Raw genomic sequence first — 12,063 nt, 5'->3', positions numbered from 1 at the left:
CCTTGAATTCGCCGAAATACTTCGTGATCGCCGCCGTCAGCGTCGTCTTGCCGTGGTCAACGTGACCGATCGTCCCGATATTGACGTGCGGTTTGTTGCGCTCAAACTTTGCCTTTGCCATCGTGGCAACTCCTATTCTCTTGTCGGTTGTGACGCGCGCTCGGCGCGCCCTACGGGGCGGTAGGGCGGGGCTTCACCCCGCCACACCGATCAGGCGTATTTCTTCTGGATTTCCTGGCTCAGGTTTTCCGGAACCGCGTCGTAATGGTCGAACAGCATGGTGAAGACCGCGCGGCCCGAGGACATCGAGCGCAGGTTGTTGATATAGCCGAACATATTGGCCAGCGGGACCATGGCGTTGATCACATTGGCATTGCCACGGGTATCCTGGCCCTGGACCATGCCGCGACGCGAGGTCAGGTCGCCGATGATGCCGCCGGTATATTCCTCCGGGGTCACCACCTCGACCTTCATGATCGGCTCCAACAGCTTGGCGCCGGCCTTCTTCAGGCCCTCGCGCATCGCCGCGCGGGTCGCGATCTCGAAGGCGAGCACCGAGGAGTCGACGTCGTGGAAGGCACCGTCGACCAGCGCCACCTTGAAGTCGATCACCGGGAAGCCCGCCAGCGGACCCGAGTCCATGACCGACTTGATGCCCTTTTCGACGCCGGGGATATATTCCTTCGGCACCGCGCCGCCCACGATCTTCGATTCGAAGGAATAGCCTTCGCCGGGTTCGGTGGGGGTGATCTGAAGCTTGACGCGGGCGAACTGGCCGGTGCCGCCGGTCTGCTTCTTGTGGGTATAGTCGATCTCATGCGCCTGGCTGATCGTTTCGCGATAAGCCACCTGCGGCGCGCCGATATTCGCCTCGACCTTGAACTCGCGCTTCATGCGGTCCACCAGGATGTCGAGGTGAAGTTCGCCCATGCCCTTCATGATGGTCTGGCCGGATTCGAAGTTGGTCTCGACGCGGAACGAGGGATCCTCGGCCGCGAGACGCGCCAGCGCCAGACCCATCTTCTCCTGGTCGGCCTTCGACTTCGGCTCGACGGCGATCTCGATCACCGGCTCGGGGAAGGTCATGGTTTCCAGCACGACCGGCTTGGCCGGATCGCAGAGCGTATCCCCGGTGGTGGTTTCCTTCAGGCCTGCCAGCGCGATGATGTCGCCCGCGAAGGCTTCTTCGATTTCCTCGCGGTTGATGGCGTGCATCATCATCATGCGGCCGACGCGCTCGCGCTTGCCCTTGGTCGCGTTCAGCATCTGGTCGCCCTTTTTCAGGACGCCGGAATAGATCCGCGTGAAGGTCAGCGAGCCGACGAAGGGATCGTTCATGATCTTGAACGCCAGCGCCGAGAAGGGCTGGGCGTCGTCGGCCGAACGCTCGATATTGCGGGTCTCGGTCTCGTCGCCGGGGGTAAAGCCCAGATAGGCCGGAACGTCGAGGGGCGAGGGCAGATAGTCGATGACCGCGTTAAGAACCGGCTGCACACCTTTGTTCTTGAACGCAGAACCGGCGGTGACCGGAACGAAGGCCATCGAAAGCGTCGCCTTGCGGATCAGCGCGCGCAGCGTGTCCACGTCGGGCTCGGTGCCTTCGAGATAGGCTTCCATCGCCGCATCGTCCTGCTCGACGGCAAGCTCGACCAGTTTGGAGCGCCATTCGGCGGCCTCGTCGGCCAGTCCGGCACGGATCGGCTGACGCACCCAGGAGGCGCCCAGATCCTCACCCTGATAGACCCATTCTTCCATGGTCACCAGGTCGATGATGCCTTCCAGCTTGTCCTCGGCACCGATCGGCAGGGCGATCGGGGCGGGGGTGGCGCCGGTGCGGTCCTTGATCATCTGGACGCATTTGAAGAAGTCGGCGCCGATCTTGTCCATCTTGTTGACGAACACGATGCGCGGCACCTTGTAGCGGTCGGCCTGGCGCCAGACGGTCTCGGTCTGCGGCTCGACGCCGGCATTGGCGTCGAGAAGGCAGATCGCGCCATCGAGAACCGCCAGCGAACGTTCGACCTCGATGGTGAAGTCGACGTGGCCGGGGGTGTCGATGATGTTGAAGCGGTGTTTCTTGGACGCCGCTTCCTTGCCGTCGTAGGTCTTTTCCCAGAAGGTCGTGGTCGCGGCCGAAGTGATGGTGATGCCGCGTTCCTGCTCCTGCTCCATCCAGTCCATGGTGGCGGCGCCGTCATGGACTTCGCCGATCTTGTGGGACTTGCCGGTGTAGTAGAGGATGCGCTCGGTCGTCGTGGTCTTGCCCGCGTCGATATGCGCCATGATGCCGAAGTTGCGGTAGAGGTCGAGCGGATATTCGCGTGCCATGATGGCTTTCCCTTACCAGCGATAGTGGCTGAACGCTTTGTTCGCGTCGGCCATCTTGTGGGTGTCTTCGCGCTTCTTGACCGCGGTGCCGCGGCCGTTGACCGCGTCCGAAAGCTCGGCGGCCAGGCGCTCTTCCATGGTGTTCTCGTTGCGCTTGCGGGCGGCGGTGATCAGCCAGCGGATCGCCAGCGCCTCGCGGCGCTCGGGGCGGACGTCGACCGGAACCTGGTAGGTGGCGCCGCCGACGCGGCGCGAGCGCACCTCGACCGAGGGCTTCACATTGTCGAGCGCCTCGTGGAAGGCCTCGACCGGCGAACGCTTCAGCCGGGTCTCGACCCGGGTCAGCGCGCCGTAGACGATGCCTTCGGCGACGGATTTCTTGCCGTCGAGCATCAGGTTGTTCATGAACTTGGTCAGGACGCGGTCGCCATATTTGGCGTCCGGGAGAATTTCGCGCTTCTCTGCGGCGTGACGACGGGACATGTCTCTCTACCTCACTTCGGACGCTTGGCGCCGTATTTCGAACGACGCTGACGACGGTCTTTGACGCCTTGGGTGTCGAGCACGCCGCGCAGGATGTGGTAACGGACGCCGGGAAGGTCCTTCACCCGGCCGCCGCGGATCAGCACGACCGAGTGCTCCTGCAGGTTGTGCTTTTCGCCGGGGATATAGGAGATCACCTCGAATCCGTTGGTCAGCCGCACCTTGGCGACCTTCCGCATGGCCGAGTTCGGCTTTTTCGGAGTGGTGGTGTAGACGCGGGTGCAGACGCCCCGCTTCTGCGGGCAGGATTCCAGGTGCTGGGACTTGGACTTGCGCGCATTCGCTTCCCGGGGTTTCCGGATAAGCTGCTGAATCGTCGGCATTCACGTTCCTCGTTTTCGATACTCGCCCCGTTGCCTTCGGGGCGCCGCTTCTCGACCGTGCCATGCGCTCATCGCAAAACACGAAAGCCGCTCCCATCCCGACTCCAGGGATGACGCGGCACAATTCCCAGAGGATCGGGGTGCTGGACCCGGATCTTGACCATATTCGGTGCTCTGACCCGATGCCAAAGGCGGACCTGTGGCGACGGGTGAGCGGGCGTATAGGGGGAATCGCCGGGGGTGTCAACGGGTGGTGTCAACGGGGTGCCTGGCGCGGCGCGAAAGGTGAGGGGGCGCTGCCCCCTCGCCCGGGCGGGGCCCGGGCTCACCCCCGGGATATTTGGGCCAAGATGAAGGGGAGAGGCCGGGGCTACCGCTTTGCGGGTCGGTTTTTTTTTCGGGGCCGGGGGGGGTCAGGTCGGGCGCGCGCGTTTCAGCTTTTGCTCGCGCAGGAGGGTGAAGACGCCGCTCGCCACGATCAGCACCGCCCCGGTCAGGGCCAGCGCGTCGGGGAGATGGCCGAAGACCAGCCAGCCCAGCACGATGGCCCACAGGAGCGACGCGTAGCGGAAGGGCGAGACCACCGCGACATCGCCCACCCGCATCGCCGCGACCACGGTGACCAGGCCCAGGATCAGCGCCGCTGCGGCGAGGAGGATCAGTCCGACCTCGCGCGGGCCGGGCGTCACCCATTCGCCGAGGAGGCTGCCCGCAAATCCCATCAGCATCACCGCCCCCGCCGTCACCATCGCGATGAAGACCGAGGGCACCGCCTGCGCCAGCCGCCGCGTCGCCAAATCGCGCAGCACCACCGCCGCGACCGACAGCAGCCCCGAGAGCGCCCAGATGTTGAAGGCCTCGCCCCCCGGGCGGATGACCAGCAGCACGCCCAGAAAGCCGGTCGCGATCGCCAGCACCCGGCGCCAGCCCACCCTTTCGCCCAGGAACAGCGCCGCCGCCAGGGTCATCGCCAGGGGCAGGACCTGGAGGATCGCCGAAATCTCGGCGATCGGCATATGGATGAGCGCGGCCAGAAAGCTCAGCGTCGCGACAAGCTCGGCCAGGGTGCGCCACAGGATCAGTCGGCGGTCCCGGGGGGCGAGTGGCGGCAGCAGCACACCCATCCGCCAGGCGATCCCTGCCAGCGCCAGCGTGGCGAGCAGGCCGCGCAGCCCGATGGCCTGCATCATGGGCAGGACCTCCATCACCGCCTTCATCGCCGTGTCGTTGAGGGTGAAGAAGGCCATGGCGAGGTTCATCAGAACGATCCCGCGCATATTGTCGCTTGCCGCCATCTGTCTCGCGCGCGCCTCGCTCTACGGGCGGGGCCCCTGCCCCGCCGCCCGCACGGCCGCTATACCCGCGCCGCGCGGAGGTCCAGAGCGCTTATCGCTTGCGCACGAATTCGCAGCGCAGCACCAGGCCGCGGATGGTCTCGTGGCGGCAGTCGATCTCCTCGGGGTCGTCGGTCAGGCGGATGGAGCGGATCACCGTGCCCTGTTTCAGCACCTGGCCCGCGCCCTTGACCTTGAGATCCTTGACCAGCACCACCTGATCGCCGTCGGCCAGCGGATTGCCGAGCGCGTCGCGCGCCACCCGCGCGGTCTCGGCCGCCAGTTCCGAGGCCAGGCGCCATTCGCCCGTCGCCTCGTCATAGACGTAATCGTCGTCGGACATGCCGGGCCTCACGCAGGATCGACCAGGCGGCCGAGCACCCGGCCGCCGAGGATGTGAAGGTGGTAATGCGGCACCTCCTGCATGCCGTGCAGGCCCGCATTGGTGATGGCGCGGTAGCCCTCGGGGCCCGAAAGCCCCAGATCGGCGATCACCTGCGCCACGGTGCGATGGAAATCCACGATCTCCTCGGCAGAGGCATTGGCGGCGAAATCGGCCAGGTCGACATAGGCGCCCTTCGGGATCGCCAGCACATGCTGCGGCGCATGGGGGCGGATGTCGTGGAAGACCAGGGTATGGGCGGTCTCGGCCACGGTCTTGTTGGGGATCTCGCCGCGCAGGATGCGGGCGAAGACGTTCTGCGGGTCATAGGGTCCGGGCATGTTCAATCCGTGAAAAGATGGTCGGTCGAGGCGATCTGGAACGCCTTGTCCACCGGGATACCAAGGAATTCCGCCAAAGGCATGGTGTTTTCGTCCACGCCCGCGCCCTCGCGGATGCGGTGGAAGTTCGGAAAGTCGCATTCGCGGATGCGGTCGCTTTCGAAACGCACGTCGTAGCGGATGGTGGGCAGAAGCCGCGCCAGCGTTTCCTGCGGCGTATGCTCGCCCGCCAGGCCCACCCGCCGCGCATGGCCGATCAGATAGTCGTCATCGAAATCGCACTGGATCTCAAGCAGGCGCACCCGCGCCTTGTCATTGTAGAAATCCTGCATCAGGTCGATCGAAGCGGGGTCGATACAGAAGATCAGCCGGTCGGTTTTCCAATAATCGAACAACATGCGCACCAGCGCGCGTCGATGGCGGGTCCGTTTCTCGATATTGGACTGGATGCCGCCCAGATCCGGCAACGCCGCGGCCTCTTCGTTGAAGACATAGTCCAGCGCGGGCAGGCTGGTGACATCGCGCACCCGCTCGACCAGGCGTTTCGCGACATGCCATTTCTTGCAGGTCACCATCATCAGCGTGCGCTCGCGCCCGAGGCTGGATTCGTTTTCCCAGAACCGCGGCGCGAAACGGCGGCCGACCCGGCCCCGCCCGGCGATGAACCGGTAGAGGCTGCGCCCCTCGTTCGAGATCTCGAACCCCTTGCCGGGGGCCGCGTAAAGCGCGCCGAAGCGGTCCTTCAACTCTTTCGCATTGGCGCTGATCTTGCGGGCGAAAAGATAGTCCTGGCTCAGCAGCAGGTCGTAATGGTCGTTGTAGAAGGTCACCGGCATGCCGTAATCGGTGAACATCAGGAAGGTCAGCGGCCGGGTGCGGATCTCGGCCTCGGGCACCAGATGGCGCACGAGGGTCTGGAAGAACGTCTCGTCCGGGATCCAGGTGGTGCGGAAGAACCGCATCACGTCGCGGCGCCGGGCGATGAAATCCAGCACCCATTCCACCGTGCGCCGCCGCAGACACCACCATTGCGAGCCGATCTGTATCTCCAGATCCGCCGGGATCCGCCGCTCCAGCCCCAGCCGCCGCTGCCAGTCGAGCGAGCGGTAGAACCAGGCCTTGCTGGTACGCTCGTTGAACCAGTGGCGATAGATCAGCCGCTCCTCCCGGATGCCGGTCTTGATCCAGCCAGAGTTCACGAAGTCGAAGCTCTCGATATAGTCGACATCCTCGCGCTCCAGGAAGGCATGGGCGAATTCGGCCGATTTGATCGGCATGCAATCGCCCGAGAGCATGTAGAAATGCGTGGCGCGGGGAAAGCTTGCCACGGCCGCGCGAAGCGCGCCGAGCGTGGCCTCGACAAGGCTCCACTCGCCCCAGCCGCAGCGGATCCGCCGCGCGGCGAAGACGACCTGGGCATTGTCGGCCAGCGCGGCGCGGATCGTCTCATAGGCCGCGCGCGGCGCCCGGCCGTCGAAATGGATCGAGACGCAATCCCCCGCCGCTGTCAGCCGCTCGGCCTGGGCGATGATGCCTTCGGGGTCCTTGTGACACAGAAGGATGTAGGCAATCTTCGCCATGACAGGGCACACTTTTTCTGAATCGGGCAGCGAAACCGGGACGGCTGCGGTATTGTTTCCATAAAGTGTTTCATGCTTCCTTGAAAAGACAGAGTTTATTTGCTTCTGTCCCCGCCACTGGTTTCGGGGCGACGAAGATCCCGATCACGGCAAGAGGCAGGTGCAGCATGGGTTTCCCGGGAACATGGATGACGGAGAGCGAAAGCCTGGTCTATCGGGTGGTGCCGAAATGCGCCTGCTCGACCATCGGGCAGATCATGTTCCATTCCGACCATGGCGTGTTCTTCGATGGCGACATCCATGACGCCACTTCGGGCATGCACAAATGGGCGCTCGAGGCCAGCCAGCCGCTGATCGAAAAGAACGTGCGTCGGCACAAGAGCTACGCCTTCACCTGCGTGCGCAATCCCTACACCCGGATCCTGTCGTCCTTCTTCGACAAGATCTGCGGCATCCAGCGCAACGGCCGCCGCTACCGGGGCAACCTGGTGCCGCTGCTGATCCAGAAATACGGCATCGAGGTCGGAGGAGAGGACGGCAAGCAGCCCTTCGACCAGATCCGCTCGTTCCGGCGCTTCCTGCTCTTCGCGCGCGACACCATCCGCTGGAAAAAGCCGATGGAGCCCGACATCCACTGGTCGGCGATGTCGGGCCATGTCGCGACCTTCATCGTGAACGGCGGGCGCTACGACCACATCCTCTTCACCGAAAGGTTCAACGAAGGAATGCAGAAGGTGCTCGACAGCGTCGAAACCCCGCACCGCATCGACCTGTCCGCCATGCCCCGCTTCAACGAAAGCGAGGGCCACGGCCCGAAACGCGCCCATCCGGTCGAGGATTACTTCGACGATCTCTCGATGCATCTGGTCTGGGAAATCTACCGGCGCGACTTCCAGCTCTTCAAATACGATTTCGACAATCCCGCCAACAAGATGCCCAAGGGCGAGATCGACCTGGACGAGGTCCACGCCAAGCTGGGCGACTGACCCCCGGCCCCTACCCCCGCCACGCGCCGTGGCGGGCCTCCCCCTTGCCCCTTCATCTTGGCAAAAGTATCCCGGGGGAGTCTTCGCAGAAGACGGGGGCAGCGCCCCCCTCCTCCCCCCGTCAAAGCGGATCGGCCCGCCCGGTCCCCCGGAACCAATCCACGATCAGCGCCCGCTCGCGCTCCTCCATATAGCTGAGGTTTCCGGGCGGCATCGCATGGCTCAGCCCGGATTGCAGATAGATCCGCTTCGCCTCGCGGGCGATCTGGCTTTCCGTTTCCAGGACCACATCCTTCGGCGGCCAGTGCAGCCCCTCCCAATAAGGCTCGCTCGCATGGCACATCGAGCAGCGGCTCTGCACGATCATCACCACCTCCTCGAATTCGGGCGCCGCGGCCAGCCGCAGCGCCGCGCCATGCAGGCTGGCCTCCTGCGGCGGCTGGCGCATCGGCGCGGTCGAAAGCCAGGCGATCAGCAGGAACAGCACCGCCGTCACCGCCCAGGTCCAGTGCGGATTGCCCGCCCGCGCATGGCGGGTGTTGAACCAGTGCCGGATCGTCACCCCCATCAGGAAGACCAGGCTGGCGATGATCCAGTTGTATTGGGTGGCGAAGACCAGCGGGTAATGGTTCGACAGCATCAGGAACAGCACCGGCAGCGTGAGGTAGTTGTTGTGGGTGCTGCGCTGCTTGGCGATCTTGCCGTATTTTGGATCCGGCGTGCGGCCCGCCTTCAGATCGGCCACCACCACCTTCTGGTTCGGGATGATGATCATGAAGACATTGGCCGACATGATGGTCGCGGTGAAGGCACCCAGGTGCAAAAGCGCCGCCCGGCCGGAAAACACCGAAGTATAGAACCACGCCATCCCCACCAGCACCACGAACAGCGCCACCATCACCGCGGTCTGGTTGGCGTTCACGAAGGTCTTGCAGATCTGGTTGTAGGCCAGCCAGCCGAAAGCCAGCGAACCCAGCGAGATCGCCACCGCCTGAAGCGCCGTCAGCTCCATCACCGTCGGGTCGATCAGGAACAGGTCCGATCCCAGGTAATAGACCAGCACCAGCATGGCAAAGCCCGAAAGCCAGGTCGCATAGCTTTCCCATTTGAACCAGACCAGATGCTCGGGCAGGAACTCGGGCGCCACCAGGTATTTCTGGATATGGTAGAATCCGCCGCCATGGACCTGCCATTCCTCGCCATGGGCAAGGGGCGGCAGGCTCGGCGTCTTGCGCAGCCCCAGGTCCAGCGCCACGAAATAGAATGACGATCCGATCCAGGCGATCGCGGTGATCACATGCAGCCAGCGCACGGCCACCTCTACCCAGTCCCAAAGGACCACCCAGTCATACATTCGTGCTACCCCCGTGGCGTCTGGCTTCGTTCTCCGGCCCGGCCCCGTCTTCCGGACCATTCGGTCGGTGGAGGCTATACCGGCAGGGCATTTGACGTTAATCCGTCGATATGCCGGATCACTTTCAAACCCTGGCAGAAAATCCGCATCCCCAAAAGCGCCGACCGGCGCCCTCATTCCCGCCTGGACCGCAGATGAGCTATGTGAACAACATCCGCATGTTCGTCCGTGTCTATGAATTGGGCAGCATGAGTGCGGCCGCCCGCGACCAGCGCACCTCGCCCGCGGTGGCATCGGCGCGAATCTCCGAGCTTGAGAAACATCTCGGCGTGCGGCTCTTCAACCGCACCACCCGCTCGCTGCAGCCGACCGAGAACGGCCGCATCTTCTACGAAGGGGCGACCAGGGTGCTCGAAGCCATCGTCGAGGCCGAGGCCGCGGTCACCGATGTCACGCAAAACCCGCGCGGCACCATCGTCGTCGCGGCCCCGCTTGGCACCGGGCGGCGGCTGATCGCGCCGCATGTGCCCGCCTTCACCGCGCTTTACCCGCAGATCGACCTGCGGCTGCGGCTGTCGGACCGCCCGATCGATGTGGTGGCCGAGGGGATCGACGTGGCCTTCCACCTGGGCATTCTTGAGGATTCGACGCTCAAGGTCCGGCTGATCGCCGATTGCGCGCGGCTCTTGTGCGCCGCGCCCGACTATATCGCGCGGCGCGGCATGCCCGAGAATGGGGCGGCGCTGGTCTCAAGGCGACACGATTGCCTCAACCTGCGCTATCCGGGGGCAAAGGAATTCCAGTGGACGCTGCAGACCCCGGAGGGGCTGCGCCGGTTCGAGATCACCGGCCCCTTCGAAAGCGACGACGGCGATGTGCTGACCGGCTGGGCGCTGGAGGGGCACGGGATCGTGCTGAAACCCCGGTTCGAAGTGGCCGAGCATCTGCGCGCGGGTCGGCTGGTCCCGGTGGCGCAGGCCAATCCGCCGCTGCCGGTGCAGCTTTCCAGCCTGACGCCGCACCGGCGGCTGAAGGATCCCAAGGTGCGGCTCTTCACCGATTTCATCACCCCGCGCATCCGCGAGGCGATGCGCCAGGCGATGGATCCGGCCCCCGGCGGGGAGGACGGCAGCGGTTGAGCCCGCGCCGCCCGATGCCAGGCCCCACGCCGGACACCACGACCGGACACCACGACCCGGCGCCACAAGCGCAGCCCGCCTTCCGTCCCGCCGCCTTCCGCCCGAAGGCCCCCGGCCCGGGCAAGCAAAAGGCCCGTGCAAAGCAAAAGGGGGCGCGTGATCCGCGCCCCCTCGATCCTGTCGGCCAGAGCGGCCCGCGACCGCCCCGGCCGTTCAGACCGGCCCCGGCCTATTGCAGCGGCTGGCCGTTCACGAAGGCCATGCCGTTCTCGTCGATCTCGATCCTGGCCTCCAGGCTGTCGGGCGCGTCGCCCGGCACCATATAGGCGTCGATCATGGCGCTCGCCATGGCGGCATCCATCTCCGAGATCAGCCCGAGCGCGGAAAGCCCCGCGATCAACCCCGTGGCCCCGGTCAGGGTGACGTCCGCCTCGCCGTTCGGGACGGGCGTGCCGAGGCTGTTGTCGAAGACGAAGGCGCCCACGGCCTGAAGCGCCGCGCCCGCCACGCTCACGGAAATATCCGCGATGTCGAGGCTTTCGAGCACCGGCTCGGCCACGCTCGCATCGCCGCCGACCAGGAAGTCCGGCAGGTCGACCACCAGGCTACCCGACAGGTCGACGTTCAGCGCCGCCGGATCGCGCGGCAGCACCCCCTCGGGATCGAACATGTCCCAGGCGGCATCGCTCGCCAGGATATCGACGATCGAGAAGCTCAGCGCGTAATCCCCGGATTCGCCCCCGGTAATGACCGGAACCAGCATGTCGAACCGGGCGGTGCCCATGGTCAGTTCCAGCGGCGCAGGCAGTTCCGGCATGTTGAGCTGGAAGCTGAGCCCCTCGCTCTCGCTCTCAAGCGCGATCCGCTCCTGATCGGCGACGAAGGCCCAGGATCCGGGCTGGCCGGTGGCCGAGACCTCCATCGGGAAAAATTCGTTCGCCTCGTGGCTGGTGGCGACCGAGACGCCCTGGCTGCCCGCCATCGACAGCGCCAGCCCCTCGCGCAGGGCGGTGGAGAATTGCGCGCCCGATTCGATCTCGGTCAGCGCGATGCCCGAGGGCAGGGTCAGGCTGGCCCCCAGCGTCACATCCTCGGTCTCGCTGCTGGTATGGCTGCTGCTGCCGAAATTGGGATCCTCGCTGCTGATCTCATAGCTGACGCCCGCCACCGCCACCGCCAGGTCGAAGACCCGGTTCGCGCCGGGGGTGTCGCTGTAGCGGCCCGCCAGATCGGTGAAGCTCATGGCGCCCCCGGTCACAAGGGGCTGGGCGGGCTCGTCGGTGAAGGAATAGCCCTCGGCCTCGGCCGAGAAGTTGACCTCCAGCGTATCGGCTGCGAAATCGTAATGGATCGCGCCCGCCTCGCCCTCCGAGGCGACCAGCGCGAATCCCTCATGGGTCAGTTCCGCCGTCGCCGAAAGGCCATCATCCTCCTGCGCGAAGGAGATCGAATCGCCCGGTTCGATCAGGACCGAACCGTCGCCGACCTCGGTCAGCGTGAGGAAAGAGACCGTCGCGGCCTCGTCGTGGCCGACAAGGCCGATTCGCAGCCCGTTGAGCGTGAGCACCCCGTCCCCGCGCGATTCCGTCGCCGCCGAAAGCGCGATCCCCACTGCGGCGGCCGAATCCTGCCAGCCTTGCCAGATCTGATCCGCGGTCAACGCGGCATGGGCGGTGCCCCCCATCAGAAGAACAAACGCCGGTGCGACGGCGAAATTACGGAAATGAAGCACGGGCTGGGCCTCCCCTGGGGC

12 protein-coding genes are annotated in these 12,063 nt (G+C 65.2%); 2 read left to right on the top strand and 10 right to left on the bottom strand.

The annotated features are described in order from the left end of the window. The 8 genes from ABNX41_RS11245 to ABNX41_RS11210 all read right to left on the bottom strand — a co-directional run. On the bottom strand, nt 1–121 hold a 121-nt coding region (locus ABNX41_RS11245; protein ID WP_438669824.1), incomplete at its 3' end, for a GTP-binding protein. An 89-nt stretch (nt 122–210) separates the two neighbouring features. Continuing rightward, nucleotides 211–2,328: an elongation factor G gene (gene fusA / locus ABNX41_RS11240; protein ID WP_438669820.1), complete on the bottom strand. Its 2,118-nt coding sequence runs from the start codon at nt 2,326–2,328 to the stop codon at nt 211–213. A 12-nt stretch (nt 2,329–2,340) separates the two neighbouring features. Further along, complete coding sequence (gene rpsG, locus ABNX41_RS11235; RefSeq protein WP_438669819.1) at nt 2,341–2,811, bottom strand: 30S ribosomal protein S7; 471 nt, start codon at nt 2,809–2,811, stop codon at nt 2,341–2,343. Between the two features lie 11 nt (nt 2,812–2,822). Then, complete coding sequence (gene rpsL / locus ABNX41_RS11230) at nt 2,823–3,194, bottom strand: 30S ribosomal protein S12 (RefSeq protein ID WP_107674699.1); 372 nt, start codon at nt 3,192–3,194, stop codon at nt 2,823–2,825. 413 nt (nt 3,195–3,607) lie between these two features. After that, nucleotides 3,608–4,471 carry a DMT family transporter gene (locus tag ABNX41_RS11225; RefSeq protein ID WP_438669818.1) on the bottom strand — a complete coding sequence of 288 codons (864 nt, stop codon included), beginning with the start codon at nt 4,469–4,471 and terminating at the stop codon, nt 3,608–3,610. 109 nt (nt 4,472–4,580) lie between these two features. After that, a complete protein-coding gene (locus ABNX41_RS11220; RefSeq protein WP_438669817.1) occupies nt 4,581–4,871 on the bottom strand; it encodes an alkylphosphonate utilization protein in 291 nt (96 codons plus the stop codon). A gap of 8 nt (nt 4,872–4,879) precedes the next feature. After that, on the bottom strand, nt 4,880–5,251 hold the full coding sequence (locus tag ABNX41_RS11215; RefSeq protein ID WP_438669816.1) for an HIT domain-containing protein: 372 nt from the start codon (nt 5,249–5,251) through the stop codon (nt 4,880–4,882). Between the two features lie 2 nt (nt 5,252–5,253). Then, nucleotides 5,254–6,831, bottom strand: a complete 1,578-nt coding sequence (locus tag ABNX41_RS11210; RefSeq protein WP_438669815.1) for a DUF5928 domain-containing protein — start codon at nt 6,829–6,831, stop codon at nt 5,254–5,256. 167 nt (nt 6,832–6,998) lie between these two features. Between ABNX41_RS11210 and ABNX41_RS11205 the strand changes: the two genes are divergently transcribed. Beyond that, nucleotides 6,999–7,817 (top strand): sulfotransferase family protein, encoded by an 819-nt coding sequence (locus ABNX41_RS11205; RefSeq protein WP_438669814.1) that lies wholly within the window; start codon nt 6,999–7,001, stop codon nt 7,815–7,817. A gap of 121 nt (nt 7,818–7,938) precedes the next feature. Here ABNX41_RS11205 and ABNX41_RS11200 read toward each other — a convergent pair whose 3' ends face one another. After that, a complete protein-coding gene (locus ABNX41_RS11200; RefSeq protein WP_438669813.1) occupies nt 7,939–9,171 on the bottom strand; it encodes a urate hydroxylase PuuD in 1,233 nt (410 codons plus the stop codon). A gap of 194 nt (nt 9,172–9,365) precedes the next feature. Between ABNX41_RS11200 and ABNX41_RS11195 the strand changes: the two genes are divergently transcribed. Then, nucleotides 9,366–10,310: a LysR family transcriptional regulator gene (locus ABNX41_RS11195; RefSeq protein WP_438669812.1), complete on the top strand. Its 945-nt coding sequence runs from the start codon at nt 9,366–9,368 to the stop codon at nt 10,308–10,310. A 229-nt stretch (nt 10,311–10,539) separates the two neighbouring features. On the opposite strand, the gene ABNX41_RS11190 is transcribed toward ABNX41_RS11195, so the two are convergent. Continuing rightward, a complete protein-coding gene (locus tag ABNX41_RS11190; protein WP_438669811.1) occupies nt 10,540–12,042 on the bottom strand; it encodes a hypothetical protein in 1,503 nt (500 codons plus the stop codon). Nucleotides 12,043–12,063 lie beyond the last annotated feature (21 nt).

It is taken from the genome of Pseudogemmobacter sonorensis, assembly GCF_042762395.1.
Lineage (GTDB): Bacteria > Pseudomonadota > Alphaproteobacteria > Rhodobacterales > Rhodobacteraceae > Pseudogemmobacter > Pseudogemmobacter sonorensis.
Note: the sequence above shows the minus strand (reverse complement) of the source record. Positions and strands in the feature narration are given on the sequence as shown.

Excerpts from the sequence above, each read along its gene's own strand:
- fusA (WP_438669820.1), bottom strand. The coding sequence starts at position 2,328 with ATGGCACGCGAATATCCGCTCGACCTCTACCGCAACTTCGGCATCATG.
- rpsG (WP_438669819.1), bottom strand. The coding sequence starts at position 2,811 with ATGTCCCGTCGTCACGCCGCAGAGAAGCGCGAAATTCTCCCGGACGCC.
- rpsL (WP_107674699.1), bottom strand. The coding sequence starts at position 3,194 with ATGCCGACGATTCAGCAGCTTATCCGGAAACCCCGGGAAGCGAATGCG.
- ABNX41_RS11225 (WP_438669818.1), bottom strand. The coding sequence starts at position 4,471 with ATGCGCGGGATCGTTCTGATGAACCTCGCCATGGCCTTCTTCACCCTC.
- ABNX41_RS11220 (WP_438669817.1), bottom strand. The coding sequence starts at position 4,871 with ATGTCCGACGACGATTACGTCTATGACGAGGCGACGGGCGAATGGCGC.
- ABNX41_RS11215 (WP_438669816.1), bottom strand. The coding sequence starts at position 5,251 with ATGCCCGGACCCTATGACCCGCAGAACGTCTTCGCCCGCATCCTGCGC.
- ABNX41_RS11210 (WP_438669815.1), bottom strand. The coding sequence starts at position 6,831 with ATGGCGAAGATTGCCTACATCCTTCTGTGTCACAAGGACCCCGAAGGC.
- ABNX41_RS11205 (WP_438669814.1), top strand. The coding sequence starts at position 6,999 with ATGGGTTTCCCGGGAACATGGATGACGGAGAGCGAAAGCCTGGTCTAT.
- ABNX41_RS11200 (WP_438669813.1), bottom strand. The coding sequence starts at position 9,171 with ATGTATGACTGGGTGGTCCTTTGGGACTGGGTAGAGGTGGCCGTGCGC.
- ABNX41_RS11195 (WP_438669812.1), top strand. The coding sequence starts at position 9,366 with ATGAGCTATGTGAACAACATCCGCATGTTCGTCCGTGTCTATGAATTG.